This is a genomic window from Pseudoalteromonas sp. 2CM37A (assembly GCF_023161885.1).
GTDB classification, from domain to species: domain Bacteria; phylum Pseudomonadota; class Gammaproteobacteria; order Enterobacterales; family Alteromonadaceae; genus Pseudoalteromonas; species Pseudoalteromonas atlantica.
In genome coordinates this window covers 54,257-76,196 of the sequence record NZ_JALNTJ010000007.1, presented here as the reverse complement: position 1 = coordinate 76,196, position 21,940 = coordinate 54,257, and the positions used below count along the sequence as shown (strand labels likewise).

The window sequence follows — 21,940 nt, the reverse complement described above, 5'->3', positions numbered from 1 at the left end:
CTGTGTTTAATGCCAAGATAAAATGGTGTCGTTTGCAGTGGTAATGCAATCGGTTTGCGTTAACTCAAGATGCGTTAAAGGTGGACGCAACAGTGGGCTATTTAAACGCCCTTGCTGGTGCATTAGCACTTTAACGGGTATAGGGTTTGCTACAGCAAATAGGCTATTAATAGCGCGAGTCCACTGAGCAAATAAATTGGGGTGTTGACCGCTTAGGCTGCGCTTTACAAATTCGTGTGTTTGCAAAGGCCATGCATTGGCCGCAACCGAAACTAAGCCTTTTGCACCTGCTTGAGCAAAGTAGGGCATAAGTGCATCGTCGCCACTGTATAGCGCTAAATTAGGCGCGGCTTGTCGGTATGCTTCAAATTGGGTGATGTTGCCACTGGCTTCTTTTAAAGCCCACAGTTTTGGGTGCGCTTTTAAGTTTTCAATGGTTTCGATAGGAATGCTTACACCGCTGCGCCCAGGTACGTTGTACAACATACACGGATGCGCGCTTTCGTTTAATAAGCTTTCGTACCAATGTGTTTGACCTACAGCCCCTGGTTTTGCATAAAGAGGCGAGCCTAATAAGTAGCTGTGAATAGGTAATTGGTTACAGTAGCTAACCCATTCTTTTTGTTGGGCCAAGTTACTACCACCAACAGCAACCATAAGCGGTACACTGGGTTTTAATTGGCACACGTGCTCAACAATGCCTTGCTGCTCTTTAAGCGTAAGGGCTAAGCCTTCACCTGTGCTACCGAGCAGTAAAATACCGTTGTGTGCCGCTTCTTGTTCGCTAACAAGTGTTGTGAGCGTGTCGTAGTCAACATTACCTAGTTGATCAAACGGCGTAACAAGCGCTGTCCACAGTGCGTAGTCGTCTAAATTGAAGTTGTGAATCATCTCTTACGAACCTATAAGGTGTTCGAGATATTAAGGAGGCTGTATGATGTGAGCCGCATTAACGTCGTTCGAACAGTATTCGAAGAGCGAATGGGCTTAAAATAATAGGGCGCACGGCCTTATTATTTAAGACCAGAAGCTCTCCACCAAACTAATAAGCTGCTCTAAAACAGCTATTGGTGACAGTCGCTAGGATTCAACCTAGTCGCCCGAAGTAATTGCTTCGCAAAAGCGTTTACCTCTCGGCGGTATTCCCCTCACATATGCTCACTGGAGTTTGCGCTCCTAACATACGCTACCTGAATAACGCACCTCTTCTAGCCCTTTGTATTTTGTTTAACCGCAAAAGGTTTAACAAAATACAATTTAAATAGGGTAATTGCGGCGATTAAAACATTTTAGCCGTCTAGGTGTCAAGTTGCAGGATACAGATTAGTTCATCGAAAATGTGGGTGGTTACGTATTAGCTGCTTTTCTCGTAAACTAACCCTATGAGCAGTGATGAGGTATTTAATAAGTATGGAAAAATTTAGCGATATTTATAAGCGAGCAGTAGAGCGAAAAGGTTCTGAAAAAATGCTTAAGTTATTACTCGCAAAACCCTTATCTAAAAAAGCATTAAGCGCATTAAGTGACGACGATTGGCTTGAAGAGTTTACCCGTAAAGTATTTCAAAGCGGGTTTTACTGGTCGGTAATAAACAGTAAATGGCCAGGTTTTAGAGAGGTTTTTTGGCAGTTTAGTGTTGATAAATTACTTATGATGCCGCCCGATATGCTCGAGCAAAAAGCAACTGATGAGCGCATTATTCGTAATTATAAAAAAGTAAAAACAATTCCTGAAAATGCCTACATGATCCACGAAATAGCTCAGCAACATGGCAGTTTTAGCCAGTTTGTAGCTAACTGGCCAGGCGATGACATTATTGGTTTATGGGCGCATTTAAAAAAACACGGCGCCCGTTTGGGTGGCAATACAGGCCCGTATGCCTTAAGAGCGCTTGGTAAAGATACTTTTTTACTTTCGCGAGATGTAGAAAGTTACCTAAGAGCGCACAAAATTATCGATGGCGGCCTGCAGACTAAAAAATCACTCACTGCCGCACAGGCTTTTTTTAACGAAATGCAAAAGCAAAGTGGTTTGAGCCTGCAAGAACTTAGCTTAATTGTGGCTTACAGCGTGGGCGACAATCGCGTAGGCATAAGCCAACAAACAGAGGATTAACTATGAAACTAGTGCCAAGATACACAGACATAGCAGATAACTTCGCAATAGAGGACAGTCCTTCAAGCGTTGCTGCCCCGCAATTGCTGCTGTGGAACGAAGCGTTAGCACAGCAGTTTAATATAGATGTTGAGCCAGCGCTGCGCGCCAGTACTTTTGCTGGTAACGAGCCACAACCGGTAAATGCTGTAGCGCTTGGCTATTCTGGGCATCAGTTTGGGCACTTTTCGCCGCGCTTGGGTGATGGGCGAGCGCACTTACTGGGTGCTATCAGCGATGATAAAAATCAGCTGTGGGATATTCAGTTAAAAGGCTCAGGCGCCACGCCTTTTTCAAGAGGAGGCGATGGGCGATGTGCACTAGGCCCCGCTATTCGCGAGTATATTATGAGCGAAGCTATGCATGGCTTAGGGATTAAAACCACGCGGTGTTTGGCTGTTGTCGGCACAGGCGAAGCTGTTTATCGTAATCCGCCGCAACCTGGCGCAATTGTTACCCGCTTAGCAAGTAGCCATATTCGCGTTGGCTCGTTTCAGTATTTAGCAACTCAAGGTGATGTAGAGGGATTAAAAAAATTAGCTGATGTAGCCATTGAACGCCATTACCCAAGTATTCAATCAACAGGGGCTCAGCGCTATTTAGACTTTTTAGCAGCCGTTATAAATAGTCAGCTAGCGCTGGTTATTAGCTGGATGCGAGTAGGCTTTATTCATGGCGTTATGAATACTGATAATACCTTGATAAGCGGCGAAACTATCGACTACGGCCCGTGTGCAATGATGAATACCTTTGATTTTGATACCGTGTTTAGCTCAATTGATAAGCAAGGTCGCTATGCCTATGGTAATCAGCCAAATATTGTAAGTTGGAACTGTGCGCGTTTAGCCGAGAGTCTAATACCGCTTATACATGAAGATGACGAACAAGCTGTAAGTTTAATGACGCCGCTAATTAATCAGTTTTCTACGTTATTTAACGAGCAATATAATCAAATGTGGGCACAAAAATTAGGCTTAGCAGGTTATAACGAAGACGATGTAGAGCTTGTAAGTAAGTTATTATTGTTATTTCAAGAGCATAAGCTCGATTACACCAATACCTTTGATGCCCTAACCGAGTCACTAAAGGGTGGCAAAGTGCCAGATGAATTAACGCAATGGGCCCAGTTGTGGCAAAAAAGATGTGATGAAAACAGCTATAACCTAATGAGAGCGGCTAACCCAAGGGTTATACCGCGTAATCACATCGTCGAAGAAATCCTTGCGCAATATAATCAACACGGCGAGAGCGAGCTGCTAAGCGACTTCTTAGCGGTGATGGGTAACCCATATGATAAAACAGCTAACTTAGCCCGCTTTCAAGAGACAGGTAAAGATGACAAGGGCTATCAAACTTTTTGCGGTACTTAAGTATTGTAATTAATTGTAAGTTTTTGATTATAAATAGTCATTTTTAAATGATTCAGTGTCCAATGATTGAGCAGTTATATACTCGGTGGTATTGTTCGCATTCATAAAAAGTGACTATTTGTAAATTACCATAATTTATTAATTGCCGATTAGGTAAAAATTTTCACTTAACCTACAATTGGTGGTTGGAATGTCTGTAGATCGTTGAAAAAATTTATAATCTTTATTTTTTCGTTAAGTATCGATTAACAAAAGCTCAGGTAGTGTGTACAAAACTGGTTGAGCTAGCATTGATTAGCTACAATTTTCTAAGTTGTTAAAATGGGAAGAAAACAATGAAATTAAAATCACTTACAATTGCAATTGCGTTAGCTGCAACTAGCGCGTCTACATTCGCTGCCGATAAAGAAGAAGGCCTTTATCTTGGTGTTTTCGGTGACTACTATGATGCGTCATGGAAAAACATGCGCGCACAAACTGGCCTTGATGTAAACGAGTCAACTGGTTGGGGTGTAGAAGCAGGTTACCGTTTCAGCGATTACTGGAGCGCACGCCTTGAGTATGCAGATATGGACTTTAACGCGTTCGATAAAGTAGCGGGTAATCGTAATAATATCGACGGCGAGCGTTACGGTATTGATGCGCTTTACCACCTTGACGGCGGCCCTTTCTACGGTCTATTCGGTATTAAAGAAATGGACGTAGTAGATGACAACACATTCTTAAACGCAGGTGTTGGTTACCAACACTTTATTACTGATGGCTTTTTCGTAAACGCTGAAACTGCGGTATACCAAGGTCTTGATAAAGGTTACACAGATGTAGGTGCTAAAATTGGTATTAACTACTTATTTGGCCAAAACTCTATGCCTGCACAGCCTGTAGAGCCAGCACCAACAGCTGTAGTAGAAGTACCTGTAGAACCTAAAGACAGCGACAACGACAACATCCTAGATAAAGATGATAAATGTCCTAACACGCCAATGACAGACGCTGTTGATGGCGATGGCTGTACTTTATACGAAGACCGTGAAGTAACAACAAGCTTATTAGTTACTTTCCCACATGATTCTGCACAAGTTGGTCAACGTTACTTTGACGACATTGCATCAGTATCTGAGTTCTTAAAAGAGCACGAAGATACAACTGTACTACTTGAAGGCCACGCGTCAGCTGTAGGTAACGCAAACTACAACAAGATGCTTTCTAAAAAGCGTGCTGATGATGTAGCACAAGAGCTAATTAAAGATGGCATTGCTGAAGATCGCATTACAACTGTTGGTCTAGGTGAAGAACGTCTTAAAAACACAGCTAACACGAAAGAAGCTCACGCTGAAAACCGTCGTGTAGAAGCACATGTAAAATCTATTGAACGTGTAAAAGTTAAGCGTTAATAGTTACTTACTCCATTTTAAAAACCCAGCTTAGTGCTGGGTTTTTTTATGCCTTTAAAACAGCATATGCAGTATTAACCTGATTAAACAAGAATGATTATTACTTAACAAACATTCACGAAAATAGAATTTACGCTTACCACTATTCATAATATTTATAGTCGGTATAATCAGTTGCTTAGCTGGATGGATTTTCATCTATACATAAAAGCTTTATAATCCCGCGTTAGAATACTATAAGTATTGGGTTACTTTTTTTGCGCATGAGGCGCTACCGAATACTTTCACGTCACCAAGAGGGCAATATTGTGCTACAAGAATATCGTAAACACGTAGAAGAACGTGCCGCGTTAGGTATCGTACCAGCGCCATTAGATGCTCAGCAAACGGCTGATCTTATTGAACTAATTAAAAACCCACCAGCGGGTGAAGAAGAGTTCATCTTAGATTTACTAATCAACCGCGTACCACCAGGCGTTGATGATGCAGCATACATCAAAGCAGGCTTTTTAGCGGCAGTTGCTAAAGGCGAAGCACAATCTCCATTAGTATCTAAAGAAAAAGCAGCAGAATTATTAGGTACAATGTTAGGTGGTTACAACATCGCCCCAATGATTGAGCTACTTGATGACGAAACACTTGCGCCTATCGCTGTAAAAGGTCTATCAAACACATTATTAATGTTTGATGCATTTTACGACGTAGAAGAAAAAGCAAAAGCAGGCAACGAGCACGCTAAAAAGATTATTCAATCTTGGGCAGACGCTGAATGGTTTACTAACAAGCCAGCTGTTGCTGAAAAAATCTCTGTTACTGTATTTAAAGTAACCGGCGAGACAAACACTGATGATTTATCACCCGCACCAGATGCATGGTCACGCCCAGATATCCCACTTCATGCTTTAGCAATGCTAAAAAATGAGCGCGACGGTATCACTCCTGACAAAGCGGGTGAAGTAGGTCCAATCACTAAACTTGAAGAATTAAAAACACAAGGTTTACCACTTGCATACGTAGGTGACGTTGTAGGTACTGGTTCTTCTCGTAAATCTGCAACTAACTCTGTGCTTTGGTTTATGGGTGATGATATCCCATACGTACCTAATAAGCGCGTTGGTGGTGTATGTTTAGGTAACAAAATTGCGCCTATCTTTTTCAACACAATGGAAGATTCAGGTGCGTTACCAATCGAGTTAAATGTTGATGAGTTCAACATGGGTGATCAAATTGATATTTACCCATACGAAGGTGTAGTTAAGCGCCACGGTACTGATGACGTTATCTCTACTTTTGAGCTTAAATCAGACGTAATTTTAGATGAAGTACGTGCCGGCGGCCGTATTCCTCTAATCATCGGTCGTGGTTTAACAGACAAAGCACGTACCTCTTTAGGTTTAGGTGCTACTGACGTATTTAAAGTACCAGCAGTCACTGAAGTGTCTGATAAAGGCTTTACACTAGCGCAAAAAATGGTTGGTAAAGCATGTAACGTAGCAGGTATTCGCCCAGGCCAATACTGTGAGCCAAAAATGACCACTGTAGGTTCGCAAGATACTACAGGTCCTATGACACGTGATGAGCTTAAAGACTTAGCATGTTTAGGTTTCTCTGCAGATTTAACAATGCAGTCATTCTGTCATACCTCTGCTTACCCTAAACCAATTGACGTAAACACCCACCATACGCTTCCTGATTTCATCATGAACCGTGGCGGTGTTTCACTTCGCCCAGGTGATGGTGTAATTCACTCTTGGTTAAACCGTATGTTATTACCAGATACTGTAGGTACTGGTGGTGATTCACATACACGTTTCCCATTAGGTATTTCGTTCCCAGCGGGTTCAGGTGCAGTAGCGTTCGCAGCAGCAACAGGTGTTATGCCACTTGATATGCCTGAGTCTATTTTGGTTCGCTTTAAAGGTGAAATGCAACCAGGTATCACTTTACGTGACCTAGTACACGCAATCCCTTACTACGGTATTAAGCAAGGCTTATTAACAGTAGAGAAAAAAGGTAAAATCAACGAATTCTCTGGTCGCGTACTAGAAATTGAAGGTGTTGAGCACTTAACTGTTGAACAAGCGTTTGAATTATCAGATGCATCAGCAGAGCGTTCAGCAGCAGGTTGTACTGTTAAGCTTTCTAAAGAGTCTATCAGCGAATACCTTGAGTCTAACATTGTTATGCTTAAGTGGATGATCTCTGAAGGTTACGGCGATGTACGTACAATCGAACGTCGTATTAATGCAATGCAAGAATGGTTAGCAAACCCAGAACTTATGGAAGCTGACGCTGATGCAGAGTACAAGCACGTTGTAGAAATCGACCTAGCAGAAATTAAAGAGCCAATCCTTTGTGCTCCAAATGACCCAGATGACGCGCGTTTACTTTCTGATGTTACTGGCGAGAAAATCGACGAAGTATTCATCGGTTCTTGTATGACTAACATTGGTCACTTCCGTGCTGCGGGTAAATTACTAGATGGCTTTACAGGTCGTATCCCAACTCAACTTTGGGTAGCTCCACCAACGAAGATGGATAAAGACCAACTAACTGACGAAGGTTACTACGGTATCTTTGGTCGTGTTGGTGCGCGTATCGAAACGCCAGGGTGTTCACTGTGTATGGGTAACCAAGCACGTGTTGCTGATAAAGCAACGGTTGTTTCTACTTCAACACGTAACTTCCCTAACCGTTTAGGTACAGGCGCAAATGTATTCTTAGCATCAGCTGAGCTTGCTGCAGTAGCGGCAATTTTAGGTAAATTACCTACACCAGCTGAGTACCAAGAATACGCAGAGAAAATCAATGCAACGGCTGCAGATACATACCGTTACTTGAACTTCCACCGTATGCCTCAGTACACTAAAAAAGCAGACAACGTAATTATTCAGCAAGCTGTATAATTTAAAGCTGTTTTAAAAAAACCCGCTTAGGCGGGTTTTTTATTGGCTAAAATAAAATTGAATATTTCATGCTGTAATAAGTTTTAAATGAATTAAATATAACCATTACCCACTTTTTATATAAATAATAAAGCAAATATTCCTTTCTACATGCATTAAAATCTCTTTTAATATTCTCATTATTTTAAGCGAGATTTTATGACTGCATTAAACAACCAGAATTTACTGCAACTTCGTTTTATTAACCAAGCAAATATTGATTTGGTTAAGCCTTCTTTTGATAACCTACCTGCTAATCCGTATGCAGATGGTGAATTTCGTAAGCGTCGTTACTCGGTAATTAAATTTCAAAATGGTGAGCTAAAACTACAAGCTGCCAAAGCGTTTGTTCAAGACGATTCTATTAATACCTTTCAGGGTAATGTTGAGCGTACTTATGAAAACTTAGAGCAAAGCTTACTTGAGTCAGAAGGTATGAAAAGCATTGTAAGTGAGTTTTGTGAGCTTACCGGCATTGATGAAGGCCGTGATATTGAAATTCACCAATTTAGAATGCTTGCCATTGATAGCGATACGCCCGCAGCACCTGAAGGTGTGCATCAAGATGGGTTTGACCATGTTTGTGTATGTGGTGTTTCTCACGAAAACTTAGAAGGCGGCGAGCTGCTAGTATACGAAAACAAGCAAGCAGAACCGTGTTTTAAAATGGAAATTAAAGACGGAATGTTTGCACTAATAAACGACCGTCAAGTTTGGCACAATGCAACGCCAATGAACAAAGTAGATACAAACAAGCCAGGTTACTTGGATTGTTTTGTACTTACCTCTTAAGGAATGCTCATGAACATAGCGCAACTACGTGAGCAGTTTCCTGCATTAATACAAACCGTTGATGGTAAATCGCCAATATTTTTAGATGGCCCAGGTGGCTCTCAAGTGCCGCAGTCTGTACTAAATGCAATGACTGCTTATTTAGGGCACTACAACTCAAACTTAGGCGGTGCGTTTTTTTCAAGTGATAAAACCGTTGAGCTAATGGCAAATGCGCGCCAAGCAGCAGCCGATTTACTTAATGCGCCAAGTGCACAAAATATAGTGTTTGGCCCTAACATGACCAGCCTTACCTTTAGCTTTAGCCGTGCTATTTCACGCGATTGGCAAGCCGGTGATGAGATTATTGTAACTAACGCTGATCATTTCTCAAATGTATCGTCGTGGCAGCAAGCAGCGCAAGATAAAGGCGCTAAAGTTCAAACAGCTTTAATTAACGAGGCTGATTGCAGCTTAGATATGGCGCAGTTTGAAAGCTTATTAAACAGCAATACTAAACTAGTTGCGGTAACTTACGCTTCAAATACTACGGGTTCTATTAATGATATAAAACGTATTATAGAGCTTGCCCATGCTGTAGGCGCATTAGTGTACGTTGATGCCGTGCATTATGCACCGCACGAGCTTGTTGATGTTCAGGCCCTTGATTGCGACTTTTTGGCCTGTTCTGCCTATAAGTTTTTTGGTCCTCACTTAGGCATGGTGTACGGTAAAACACAGCATCTTGAAGGTTTTACGCCTTACAAAGTAGAACCAGCTAAAGATGTAGCACCAGGTCGATGGGAAACAGGCACGCAAAGCTTCGAAGCCTTAGCTGGTTTTATTGCCGCTGTTGATTACATTGCTGCAATTAGCGGGCTTGATGAAGGCCACACGCGCCGCGAAAAGTTAAGCGTGGCTTTTGCTAAAACAAAGCAGCATGAAATGGCGCTTAGTGAGTACTTTTTAACGCGTTTAGTTAATTACCCGCGCATTAAATTGTTTGGTATTGATGATTTTGATCGCTTAAACGAGCGCACACCTACTTTTGCTTTAACCTTTGAAGGGCTAGAGCCGCGTGAGGTGTCTGAGTTTTTAGGCAAACAGCATATTTGTGTATGGGATGGTAATTTTTATGCACAAGGCTTATGTGAGCAGTTAGGCGTACATGATAAAGGCGGTGTAGTGCGCATTGGTTGTATGCATTACAACACCACCGAAGAGCTAGATAAGTTATTTGATTTGTTTGATCAACTTCTTTGAAACTGACAGTTTATACCAATCCGCATAATTAAGTATTATCGCGGATTGGTATGAATACAAATCTGCGCTTTTGAATAACTCTTTTTAAAGCTCAAATGCATTAAAGTTGTCAGCGGTTAGTTAGTTTTTGCCCGCTGACTGTTTTAGCTTTTAGGCGCACCATATATTTGCTCTGCGCGATTAAATAGCACCCATGAAGTTAAAATATATTTATCGTTCGATACCGGCTTATTACCTCGATGGGTATGCGTAAAGTAGCCAGGGGCAATGACCATAGTGCCTTTTTTAGGCGCAATTTTACGTTTTTGATAATAAAACTCTGTTTCGCCACCTTCCTCTACATCGTTTAAATAAAACATAAATAATAATACACGGTGTAGGGCTTCATTGTGTTGTAGCTGTGGATACACTTCACTATGCCAGTAAGGGTAGCCGCCTTTATTTACCTCGTACTTTTGCGCCTGAATGTTCCCAAGTCTAAATATTTGCTGCACCAGCACAGAGAGCTGTGGTTTGCCCACTTCGTCAAAGTTATCCTGTGTTAAATCCACCACATCCCCCGTTTTTGGGTGATAAACTTTTAAGCCAAATGCGCCAATTAGCATAAAAAAGTGTGCTTCTACATAGTTAAAAACATGCTGTGCAGTGGTTTGCTGAATATGCTTTAATTGTTGGGCGTATTCTGGGTAACTGTTTAATTGCAGGTCGTGGCTGTCTTTCTTTTTTAAGTCCACACCACCAGAGGTTACACCTTGTTTTACATGCGGGCTGTTAGAGAATGTGGTAATAAAGTTATCGCAAAAATCATCGCTTAACGCGTTATCAATAACGTGGATAAAGTCCGTCATGATTTACCTTTTTATTTAGTTATTATTTGGATTTTTATGTTTATTGAAAAAGTGATGCCGCGCTTTAGCGAAACAGATGCACTCGGACACATCAACAATACCGTACTACCTGTGTGGTTTGAAGCCGCACGCGTACCTATTTTTAAATTTTTTACCCCCGATCTTAACCCACACAATTGGAAACTGATCATCGCTAAAATAGAAGCATCGTTTGTAGGGGAATTATTTTATGCTCACGAAGTGACGATTAAAACAGCTGTTGAGCATGTAGGAAATAGCTCTTTTACCATTAAGCAAGAGGCGTGGCAGCAAGGTAAATGCTGTGTTGTGGGTAAAACTGTATTAGTGCGTTATAACTTTAAAAACAAAGCTAAACAAAATTTAAGCGAAACAGAAGTCGCAGCACTCAGCGATCACCTAGTTTAACTAGGTGCATTTGATCCACGCAACGAGGAGCGGTGATGTAAACCACAAGCGACAGCTGTGAATTTTTATAGCGTTATTTTAACGCATTTTGATTGAGTTACGCTTCTCACTTATATACTATTTATATTATATATTGTTACACCGCTATGACAGGTACTGTTGAGCTGGTAGTTTATGGAGAATGAATGTGGCATCTACAACTGGCAATAAACCGTTAGAGGTAATAACGCTTAGCGATGGTAAAAGCTTAACTGCAGAAATATTGCCATTTGGCGCTATTATCAAAAGCATAAAGTTTAATAACCAAGAGATGACACTGTGCGTTAACGAACCTGCTTATTATTTAGAAAACCCATTTTATTTAGGGGCAACAGTCGGGCGCTACGCAAATCGTATTGAAAACGGACGTTTTGTATTATCAGGCACAGAGTACCAACTTAAAGCAAATAATGGCCCAAATAGCTTACACGGCGGCGAAAAAGGCTTTAATAAAGTACTGTGGCAAGTCACTAAACAAAGCAATAATGAAGTGGAGCTCTATTACTGCTCGGCAGATGGAGAAGAAGGCTTTCCTGGCCAATTACAAGTTTGGCAAACAATTACTGCACGCAATGGCGAGCTAATCCTCAGTTACAAAGCCATTACCGATAAAGAAACTCTCGTTAACTTTACCAACCACTGCTATTTTAATCTTGAAGGCAGTGAGAGCATTAATAATCACCTGCTGCAAATAAATACCGCAACGTATTTACCTATCGATAGTAACAGTATACCGCTTGCCCATCATGAAGATGGCTCGGGCAGCTGCTTTGATTTTACTCACCCTAAGCCCATTGGCGATGCACTTTGCGCACAGCATGCACAGCTTGATGCCGGTAGTGGCTTTGATCATTGCTATATTTTTAGTGATGACAATCGTTTAAAAACAATGGCTACATTAACCTCGCCACACACGGGCGTTAATTTAACCCTTAAAAGTACCCAACCGGGTATGCAGCTTTATACGGCAAATTTTGTAGACTCTCCTTTTAAAGCACGCCAAGCAGTGTGTTTAGAAGCTCAAAACTGGCCCAATGCAGCAAATAGAAGCGATTATCCAAAAGCTAATTTATTGCCGAATGAAGAATATAATCAGCAAATAATTTTTGCGTTTACGCAATAACATACTAATTCCACTGTTAAATTAAAGAAAACAAAAAGAAAAATACACGTAACAAAAAGATAGCCATAATTAAGGAAAAGGTTGCACTTTTGCTCAATTTAAAGTATTTATATTATAAATAGTATTTGAAGCTATACACACCACACAACGACAAAATGACTACACACAATCAGGAGTTTTTAAAAAATGATAATTAACAATAAGTTATCGTTCAACAAGAAAACCGCACTCAGTATTGCTATTACAGGCATATTGGCAAGCGGCCACGTTGCAGCTCAAGGCGCTGAAGGCGACACACCGACAGTAGTAGATAAAGATGTTGAGGTTATCGCAGTAACGGGTATTCGCAGCAGCTTACGTTCATCAATGTTAGATAAAAAAGCATCTAATGTTGTAACCGATGGGATTAAAGCAGAAGATCTTGGTAAATTTCCTGATTTAAACGTAGCAGAGTCTCTGCAACGTATTACAGGTGTAGCCATTGACCGTAGTGGCGGTGAAGGGCAAGCAGTAACAATTCGTGGTTTTGGCCCACAATTTAACACGGTACTTGTAAATGGTCGTCAAATTGCGACTGATAGTGCAGGGCGTGAATTTAATTTTGATGTATTAGCGGCAGATCAAATCACCGGTGCTGATATTTATAAAAGTAACAGTGCAACGCTTCAAGAAGGCGGCATTGGTGGTACGGTTAACGTAACCACAGCTCGTCCATTCGATTTTGGTGGCTTACATGTGATTGGTTCAGTAAAAGGCATGTACGAAAGCCTTTCTGAAGAAGTATCGCCATCGGCTTCATTTTTAGTAAGTAATACGTTTAACGACGACAAGCTCGGTGTGCTTTTTGCCATCACTAACCAACAACGTAAGCTGCAAAACAACCAAATTTTAACGGCTGGTTGGCGCGGTGGACAAACTATTTCAAATCCACAAGACGGCGTATTGTACGACAATGCATACATCCCACGTAACTGGGACCAAGTTGTAGATGAGCAAGACCGTGAACGTACTAATGCAAGCTTAGTATTACAATATGCACCGTCTGACGATATTACTATTACCGTAGATGGTTTAATTTCTAAATTTGAAGTGGACTCATCAGTACGCGATTTAGCTTCTTGGTTTGAACCAGACCGTGTAGGTAGCGCAACAATCGATCCAGAAACGGGCACCTTGCTTACCTTTACGCAAGAGGTAGGTTTAGGTAACGCCAGTGGCAACCCTGCAACCGACTTTGTATCACACACACGTAACTCGCGTGATGTAACTAACAAAGCATTTGGTATTAACGTTGACTGGCAAGTAAACGAGTCATTAAAAGCAAAATTTGACGTATCTCGCTCAACAGCTGAAAACGACCGTGCTGGCAATGACCGCTTTAACGTAGTGGGTATTATTAACAGCTACAGCTTTGACGGCACCGGTAGCGTTCCTACCGTACAGCATGATGGTTTTGAAAATGGCTCGCTGCCAGATGCAAGCCTTGCGCGTCTTCACTACAACGAAATTGGTAACCAGTTTACTGATGAAGATGAAATTACCGAAATCAAAGCCGATTTTGAATACGTACCAGATAAAGGCCCAGTTGATCGCATTAACTTTGGGGCTTATCGTCAAGAACGTGAAAAATCAAGCTTCCAAATTTTTGGTAGCCAATGTCAATTTTGTGGTTACGGCACTGAAGCACCACTTGATGAAATTGATTTTGAAGCTTACTCAGCAAGTAACTACTTCCCAGGTTTAATCGATACATTTTATAGCTACGACGGCGACAAAATGCTTGATTACCTTGCTGACCAAGGTTTCCCTGTAGAGCCAACACTACAGAATAATCGTTACACAATTAACGAAGATATCACTAGCCTTTACATGGACTTTACCATTGGTTTTGACCTAGCTGATATGCCAGTAACGGTTAACATGGGTGCACGTTACTCAGAAACTGATATTGAAGTAGCGGCTGTACAAAGCTTTATCAGCGATGTTATTCCTACCTCTGATGCCACTTTATTCCAAAACGTATTTGGCCCGGCAACAGACATTCAAGAAGGGACGAGCTACTCAAACTTACTTCCTTCTTTTAACGTTAAGCTTGAACTGCAAGACAACATGATTTTACGCTTTGCAGCGTACGACAGTATTACTCGTCCTACTATGTCACAGTTATCACCTGCGACCACGTTTAACGAGCCTCGTCGTCAAAACTTAACAGCAAGTGGTGGTAACCCTGCACTTAAGCCGTTCCAATCTGAAAATTGGGATATCTCTTACGAGTGGTACTACAACGACGCTAACTTATTTAGCTTTGCCGTATTTAGTAAAGAAGTGGATGACTTTATTGTTACCCTAACCGGCGACGAAACATACGACATGACTGACCGTACAGGCCCTGATTTTGCGTGTACAACCTGTACTGACCAAACCGATGCCGAACTTAACGGTAGCTCAGAAGTTTACACTGTAAGCCGCCCGCAAAATGGCGAGTCTGCAACGGTAACGGGTTACGAAATCGGTGTAACTCATATGTTTGAAAACGGCTTTGGTTTTATTGCTAATGCCACGGTAGTAGATAGCGATATTAGTGTTGATGGCGATACAAGCCAAACATTTGCGCTTGAAGGGTTAGGTGATTCACAAAACTTAGTGCTGTTTTATGAGCAAGATAACTGGCAAGCACGTGTTGCATTTAACAACCGTGAGGGCTTTTTACGCTTAGTTGATAACGGCTTTAACGGCGAACCAGTGAACGTAGAAACGTACGGTCAATGGGATATTAGTGCAAGCTACGATATCAACGAAAACTTCACTATTTTTGCCGAAGGCATCAACATTACTGAAGAAGAGCTAGTGCAAACGGGTCGTTTTGCTAATCAAATCTACTCTGTAGAAGATAATGGCTCACGTTACGCGTTTGGTATTCGCGGTACGTTTTAATTGATAGCAGAGGCAGCGATTGCCTCTTAGTTTTCATTGCAGTGCATTATAAGTACTGTTACTAATAAAGTTAGTAGCTAATTTGCACAAAATGAGACTAATTTAAACAAATGCCCGAAAGGGCATTTGTTGTCTAACCGGTTATCAATAAAGTACTCAAAGAGTAGTCCGTTATGAATAAAGCAATAAAAACAATCGCCGTAATTGGTGGCGGCACAGCAGGATGGCTGAGCGCTGCAATTATCGCTTCGTATCACCAAGGTAATAAGGGTGATGGCTTAAAAGTGATGTTGGTAGAATCATCTGATATTCCAACAATTGGTGTAGGTGAAGGTACCTGGCCCACTATGAAAAACACGCTTCAGCAAATTGGTTTGCGGGAAGTGGATGTATTTAAAGCCTGTAATGCCACCTTTAAACAAGGCGGTAAATTTGTAAACTGGACGCATGGCAACAACGATTTTTACTACCATCCCTTTACGGTACCGCTAGGCTACGGCCGTATAGATTTAGCCCCCTATTTAGATAATGTTGAAAGCTTTGCTCAGCAAACTAATTTTCAGCACGATATTTGCGAAGCAAACCTAGCCCCGAGAGGCATTGCGCAAGGCGAGTATCAAGCAAATTGTAATTACGCATACCATTTAGATGCCGGTGCCTTTGCCGAGCTATTAAAGCAACATTGTAAGAGCAAACTAGGCATTGAGCACATTATTGGCACCGTTGATCAGGTAAAGCTTGATGAAAGCGGGGCTATAGACACCCTTACCTTAACCGATCAAACCCGCACCATAAACGCTGATTTATACATAGACTGCACGGGTTTTTCATCGCTGTTATTAGGCCAAGCCCTTAACGTGCCATTTAAAAAAATGGATCACGTATTATTTAACGACAGCGCCCTAGCTATGCAAGTCCCCTACGATGAAGGTGATGAGTCACTGGCCAGTCATACCATTGCCACCGCACAAAATGCTGGGTGGATTTGGGATATAGGCCTAACGCATCGCCGTGGTGTAGGGCATGTATATTCAAGCAAGTTTTTATCAGATGAAGAAGCCGAGCAAAACTTACGTAACTATTTAGGTGATGCCGCTAAAGGCTTAACTGCCCGAAAAATAAGTTTTGAGTCAGGCTATCGCGAAAAGTTTTGGCACAAAAACTGTGTTGCAGTGGGAATGTCGGCAGGTTTTGTAGAGCCCCTTGAAGCAACCGCCATTATGCTGGTTGAGATTTCGTCTCGCTTTGTTGCAGAGCACATGCCAGCCGATACCCAAGTAATGCCCATTGTTGCAAAGCGCTTTAATGAGCAAATGGATTATCGCTGGCAGCGTATTATCGACTTTTTAAAACTACATTACATGCTAACTAAGCGCCCAGAGCCTTATTGGCAAGCGCACGTACAACCGCAAAGCATTCCGCAAAGTTTACAAGAAGACTTACTGCTTTGGGGGACGCGTGGCCCACTTATTCAAGATTTTCATGGCGCATTAGAGCTATTTCCTGCCGCCAGTTACCAGTATGTTTTATACGGTATGGGCTTTAAGCCCGACTTTACTAAGCAAGCGTATTTGTACTCAAACGATGCGCAAGCAAATCAAATAATTGAACGTAACAGCCAGCTTACACAGCAGATGTTGCAAACGTTGCCGCCTCACCGTGCTTATATTGAGCAGTGGCTTGCGGCTAACCCAGTTTAAGGATGTGTAACTATGGCAATTAGTGAACTATCAAATACTCAGCACCAAGCAATAAAAATTAACCCTAATGCGGGTGTTGAATACGCAAAGACACAGCATTTAGTCAATCTGCGTGCAAACGAAGTAGCAAAAGCGGCCTGCGATTTACCTATTTTTTTAGCGCGTAGCGCACACAACGGCAGCTACACCATTTCGGGTTTAACCAGCTTTAGTGCTCAGCAAAGTTTATTTGTGAGTAACAATCAATGGCAAGCGCTGTACATGCCTGTGTGCATGCAAACCCAGCCGCTTTATTTACTCACTCGTGGGGCAAATAGCAGTGATTACTTTATTGCTATTGATGAGCAAAGCTCAGCCGTTAATACCCAGCAAGGCGAGCTGTTATTTGATGCCAAAGGCAACCCAAGCCTGTATTTAAGTGCGCAGCAAAAGCTACTAGAAAGCGATTTAAAAAATGATTACCAAACGTACCAATTTACCCAAGAAATTGCCCGCTTAGGGCTGATTAAAAACATAGATATTGTTTTGCAGTTTGAACAAGGCGAGGCGCAAACTATTCAAGGTTTGAGCACTGTTGATGAAGATAAACTGCAAACTTTAGACAGCGATACCATTGCCAATTTACACAAACAAGGTTACCTGAGCGTACTTAACAGCATGCTTATTTCGTTGTTTCAGTTAAATGCGTTAGTAAAGCGTCACAACCAGCATCCTGAGCTTATGCCATTAAAGCAAATTAAGTTAGAACTAAGTCGAGATGCACACGCACTGTAAGGTGCAATTTATTAATTAGCCTTTACAGGTTAATACGTTCACATAGACAGACATTGCGTTTAACGCGCTGGAGACACACACATGTCAGACAACATTTTGCAGTTGGTGGTTTTTTTCTTTGTAACCGCTTTAATTGGTGGACTTACATATTGGAAGTGCCGAGGCCAAAACCGTAATAGTGGTGATAATCAAACAAAAGAGTATTTTTTAGCGGGCGGTGGCCTTACTTGGATGTTTGTAGCAGGCTCAATTACGCTCACAAATTTAAGTACCGACCAGCTGGTGGGCATGAATGGCAATCAAATGGCCTTGCTCGTGTGGTGGGAATTGGCGGCTATTTTAGGGCTTATTATTTTAGCCAAAGTATTTATTCCTGTTTATTACAAGTACAACTGTACAACCACCACAGAGCTGTTAGAAAAACGCTACAACAACAAGCATATTCGCGCTGTTATTGGTGGCTTATTCTTTTTAGGTAACGCGCTAATTTACATGCCTGCGGTTATTTATTCTGGTGCGCTATTTATGCAAACCATGTTTAAAGTTGATATTCCGCTAATGTACATAGCGACCGCATTTGCTTTAGTAGGCGCTATTTATGCATTTTTTGGTGGCTTACGTGCGGTTGCCGTATCCGATACCTACAATGGTTTATTAGTGTTAGGTATGGCAATACTGGTCGTATTTTTAGCGCTTAACGCGATTGATTACGACTTTAGCGGTATTCCACAAGAGCGCTTAACATTAATTGGTGATGCTGACTCGCCAATCCCTTGGCCTACGCTTTTAACCGGTATGATCTTTATTCAAATGTATTACTGGGGTACTAACCAAACCATTACCCAGCGTGCAATGGCTGCGCCAAACGTTAAAGAAGCGCAAAAAGGGATATTTGCAGCAGCGGGTATTCGCTTTTTAATTGTACCGGCGATTGTGGTGCTACCGGGTATTATTTCGTACAAACTGTATGGCGACATTGGCGATGCAGCTTATGGCCGAATTGTAGGTGATGTAATGCCTGCATGGTTAACGGGCGTGTTTGCCGCAGCAATGGCGGCGGCAGTGCTTTCTACTTATAACAGCTTATTAAACTCGGCTACGGCACTTTACGTGTGTGATATTCACGAAGCTTACTTTAATAAAGAGCCAAGTGTAGTAAAGCTAAGTGGCTACGTTACGTTGTTACTTACTAGTTTAACGCTTGTGCTTGTGCCAATTTATCAGCAAGCCGACAGCATTATTAACTTACTACAACAGTTAAACGGCTTATTAAGTATGCCTATATTCTCAATTTTTGTAGTGGGCTTATTGTTTAAAAATGTGGATGCGCGTGCAGGTATTGCCGCGGTAATTTTAGGCGTGGTTATGTATGGCATGCTGACGTTTGAAAATTCGCCGCTACATACTGAACTACACTATATTCACTTAATGCCAATTACACTTATTGTATGTGTAGCCTTTGCGTTAATCGTTAATAAAGTAGTGTTTGGTTTAAATGCACAGTGGGCAGGTAAAACACCTGCTATTGAAGATACGCCACCAGTGCACGCACCAAAATAACCAGCAATAAAAAGTTAAGTCACTTTTTATTAGCCAGTTAACACATTACTAAATCGGCCTAAGGTAACTTAGGCCGATTTTTATTTATTCAATTAATCGACACTGTAGATAACACCCATGCGCAATAATACTTAATCATTTTGCGGGGCTAAACGTGTGACTACCTGCGGGGTTTTACAGACTACCCCAGGCTAAAAGCGCACTAAATATAATATTGCTCAAGGTGGTATTAAATTTTTTAACCGCTGTTTAAGTTAATGACTGGTATAGCCAGTAATAATATTGGCTAAATTACACCGTAAACACTATCTAAAAGCAATTTGTATGATATATACTATTATTTTAAAATCACTGACTGCAATTTGATGCAGTAAGCGGCGAGTAAGCACACATATAATGTACTCGCGTATTAAACTCATCTTCATTAAAGAGGACAGGAGAATCATGGCTGATATTAAACCATTCTTTCGATTAGACAGCGCAAACAGCACCGTTATTTTCGACTGCCAGAGCAAAACCCCAGCGTTACTTTATTTTGGTAAGCGCCTATCTGAGCAAACAACTGAAACAATGCTAACTCAGCTTGCGACTCGTCAGGAAGTAAAATGTGCCGTGGTTGAAGAAGCACCTATTTCTCTTTCTCCGCTATTAGGTGAAGGCTTTACAGGCGCGCCAGGGCTAGAGCTGTCAAACGACACCATAGCTTGGTCAGTTGGCCCTGCTCTTCAAGATGTTCGTCAGCCAACCCCTTCTTGCTTAGAGTTTGTAAGTGTTGATGAGCTGCGTGGTATTGAAGTAGTGCACAGCATCACACTTGATAGCAACACCGATGTGCTAAGTGCGCATACTGTATTAACTAATTTAAGTGATGCACCGCTAAGCGTTAATTTTTGCGCCGCACCTACGTTCCAACTACCCGATAGCATGAACAAGCTAGTGAGCTTTGAAGGACGTTGGTCTAACGAATTTCAACGCCAATCGGTTGATTTAGTATTAGGCAGCTTTGTACGCGAAAACCGCAAAGGTAAAACATCGCACGACGTATTCCCTGGTTTATTAGTTCATAGCGAAGGCGCAGGCGAGCAACAAGGCGAGTGTTATGGCTTTCATTTAGGTTGGAGCGGTAACAACAAGCTACGCGCTGAGCTACTACCAGAAGGGCGCCGCTATGTGCAAATGGGTGAGTTATTATTACCGGGCGAGCTAACTCTTGCTAAAGGCCAAACGTATCAAAGCCCAAGTATTTATGGCTCGTTTTCGAGCGATGGCTTTAGTGCACTGTCGCGTAATTTTCATCGTTTTGTTAAAGCTAACTTACTTAGCCAAGCACAGCGCGAAAAAACACGCCCAGTGCATTACAACACGTGGGAAGGTATTTACTTCGATCACGATGTAGACACGCTAAAGCAGCTAGCCGATAAAGTAGCGCCATTAGGGATTGAGCGTTTTGTACTGGACGATGGTTGGTTTAAAGGTCGCCGTGGTGATTATGCAGGCCTAGGTGATTGGACAGTAGACTACGAAATTTACCCAGACGGCCTGTCACCAGTGATTGACCATGTAAATAGCTTAGGCATGGAGTTTGGTATTTGGTTTGAACCTGAAATGGTAAACCCAGATAGTGACTTATACCGCGCTCATCCTGATTGGGTATTAGGCTCAGAAAATAACGAGCAACTTAGCTTTAGAAACCAGCTAGTGCTTGACTTAACGCGCACTGAGGTTGTTGAATACCTATACAAAGCGATTGATGACATTTTAGTTGAATACCCAACAATTAAGTACATTAAATGGGATATGAACCGCGATATAAACCACGCGGGTAACTTCTCAGGCAAGCCTGCGGTGCATCAGCAAACACTGGCACTGTATCGCTTAATTGACCGTATTAAAGCGGCGCATCCTGGCCTTGAAATAGAAAGCTGTTCGTCAGGTGGTGCCCGTGTAGATTATGGTGTGCTTGCACACACAGACCGTGTATGGACGTCAGATTCTAACGATGCACTTGACCGTCTTGAAATTCAACGTGGTTGTTCGTTCTTCTTCCCATCGTCGGTTATGGGCGCACACGTAGGCCCTCGTGATTGTCATATCACAGGTCGTAATGTCAGTATTGAAATGCGTGCTGCGGTTTCTATGTTTGGTCACATGGGTATTGAAATGGACCCACGCGAGCTGACCGATCACGAATACAATGCGCTTAAAGCGGCTATTGCGCTGCACAAAGAGCACCGTGAATTTATTCATGCTGCCGATTTGTATCGCCTCGATAGCGACGATTTATCAATTAACTTTGGTTTAATCGACGAGCAAAAATCAAAAGCGTTATTTGCGTATAACAGTGTACGCGAAACACCGCGTACTGCGCCTAATAAGCTTCGTTTTGTTGGTTTAGATGCAGATACGCAGTACACACTTAATTTAGTGTGGCCTGTTAAATTTGAAGAATACCGACCTTCGTCTATTGCCGCTGTTAACGGGCAAACTTTTACGGGTGAAGCGTTGATGGAATTTGGCCTACAAATGCCAATTTCATTCCCGCAAACATCGCTTATTTTTGAGCTTAACAAAGCTTAAAATATAATAAGCAGTAAAAAGGGAGCTAATTAGCTCCCTTTTTTAATAATGTTTTTTAAGCT

The 21,940-nt window shown here is 41.9% G+C and carries 15 protein-coding genes and 1 riboswitch; of the genes, 13 read left to right on the top strand and 2 right to left on the bottom strand.

Annotated features, from left to right (window positions below):
* Window positions 1-6: 6 nt before the first annotated feature.
* Window positions 7-891, bottom strand: a complete 885-nt coding sequence (gene dapA, locus MTF68_RS15345) for a 4-hydroxy-tetrahydrodipicolinate synthase (RefSeq protein ID WP_248462966.1) — start codon at window positions 889-891, stop codon at window positions 7-9.
* 128 nt (window positions 892-1,019) lie between these two features.
* Window positions 1,020-1,216, bottom strand: a riboswitch (Lysine riboswitch).
* Between the two features lie 194 nt (window positions 1,217-1,410).
* Here dapA and MTF68_RS15340 point away from each other — a divergent pair.
* The 6 genes from MTF68_RS15340 to MTF68_RS15315 all read left to right on the top strand — a co-directional run bounded on the left by MTF68_RS15340 (window position 1,411) and on the right by MTF68_RS15315 (window position 9,897).
* Window positions 1,411-2,115 carry a DNA-3-methyladenine glycosylase I gene (locus MTF68_RS15340; RefSeq protein WP_096738934.1) on the top strand — a complete coding sequence of 235 codons (705 nt, stop codon included), beginning with the start codon at window positions 1,411-1,413 and terminating at the stop codon, window positions 2,113-2,115.
* Between the two features lie 2 nt (window positions 2,116-2,117).
* Window positions 2,118-3,524 carry a protein adenylyltransferase SelO family protein gene (locus MTF68_RS15335; RefSeq protein WP_248462965.1) on the top strand — a complete coding sequence of 469 codons (1,407 nt, stop codon included), beginning with the start codon at window positions 2,118-2,120 and terminating at the stop codon, window positions 3,522-3,524.
* Between the two features lie 335 nt (window positions 3,525-3,859).
* Window positions 3,860-4,918, top strand: coding sequence for an OmpA family protein (locus MTF68_RS15330; protein WP_138578050.1), 1,059 nt, complete (start codon window positions 3,860-3,862; stop codon window positions 4,916-4,918).
* A gap of 308 nt (window positions 4,919-5,226) precedes the next feature.
* On the top strand, window positions 5,227-7,824 hold the full coding sequence (acnB, locus tag MTF68_RS15325) for a bifunctional aconitate hydratase 2/2-methylisocitrate dehydratase (RefSeq protein WP_004588162.1): 2,598 nt from the start codon (window positions 5,227-5,229) through the stop codon (window positions 7,822-7,824).
* Window positions 7,825-8,022: 198 nt separating this feature from the next.
* A complete protein-coding gene (locus tag MTF68_RS15320; protein WP_004588163.1) occupies window positions 8,023-8,655 on the top strand; it encodes a 2OG-Fe dioxygenase family protein in 633 nt (210 codons plus the stop codon).
* A gap of 9 nt (window positions 8,656-8,664) precedes the next feature.
* The gene (locus tag MTF68_RS15315; RefSeq protein ID WP_248462964.1) at window positions 8,665-9,897 is read left to right on the top strand and encodes a cysteine desulfurase-like protein; all 1,233 of its coding nucleotides are present in this window, start codon (window positions 8,665-8,667) and stop codon (window positions 9,895-9,897) included.
* A 143-nt stretch (window positions 9,898-10,040) separates the two neighbouring features.
* On the opposite strand, the gene MTF68_RS15310 is transcribed toward MTF68_RS15315, so the two are convergent.
* On the bottom strand, window positions 10,041-10,745 hold the full coding sequence (locus tag MTF68_RS15310; RefSeq protein ID WP_029774123.1) for a 2OG-Fe(II) oxygenase: 705 nt from the start codon (window positions 10,743-10,745) through the stop codon (window positions 10,041-10,043).
* 36 nt (window positions 10,746-10,781) lie between these two features.
* Here MTF68_RS15310 and MTF68_RS15305 point away from each other — a divergent pair, with 36 nt between their 5' ends.
* The 7 genes from MTF68_RS15305 (at window position 10,782) to MTF68_RS15275 (ending at window position 21,878) form a co-directional block, all read left to right on the top strand.
* Window positions 10,782-11,171: a thioesterase family protein gene (locus tag MTF68_RS15305; protein WP_248462963.1), complete on the top strand. Its 390-nt coding sequence runs from the start codon at window positions 10,782-10,784 to the stop codon at window positions 11,169-11,171.
* A gap of 187 nt (window positions 11,172-11,358) precedes the next feature.
* Complete coding sequence (locus MTF68_RS15300; RefSeq protein WP_248462962.1) at window positions 11,359-12,333, top strand: aldose epimerase family protein; 975 nt, start codon at window positions 11,359-11,361, stop codon at window positions 12,331-12,333.
* A gap of 186 nt (window positions 12,334-12,519) precedes the next feature.
* Entirely contained in the window at window positions 12,520-15,267 is a 2,748-nt protein-coding gene (locus MTF68_RS15295) for a TonB-dependent receptor (RefSeq protein ID WP_024032017.1), read from the top strand.
* A 173-nt stretch (window positions 15,268-15,440) separates the two neighbouring features.
* Window positions 15,441-16,967 carry a tryptophan halogenase family protein gene (locus MTF68_RS15290; RefSeq protein ID WP_248462961.1) on the top strand — a complete coding sequence of 509 codons (1,527 nt, stop codon included), beginning with the start codon at window positions 15,441-15,443 and terminating at the stop codon, window positions 16,965-16,967.
* A gap of 12 nt (window positions 16,968-16,979) precedes the next feature.
* Complete coding sequence (locus MTF68_RS15285; RefSeq protein ID WP_248462960.1) at window positions 16,980-17,741, top strand: SapC family protein; 762 nt, start codon at window positions 16,980-16,982, stop codon at window positions 17,739-17,741.
* A gap of 81 nt (window positions 17,742-17,822) precedes the next feature.
* Window positions 17,823-19,301: an SLC5 family protein gene (locus MTF68_RS15280; protein ID WP_024032020.1), complete on the top strand. Its 1,479-nt coding sequence runs from the start codon at window positions 17,823-17,825 to the stop codon at window positions 19,299-19,301.
* Between the two features lie 444 nt (window positions 19,302-19,745).
* Window positions 19,746-21,878, top strand: a complete 2,133-nt coding sequence (locus tag MTF68_RS15275) for an alpha-galactosidase (protein ID WP_248462959.1) — start codon at window positions 19,746-19,748, stop codon at window positions 21,876-21,878.
* Window positions 21,879-21,940: the final 62 nt, after the last annotated feature.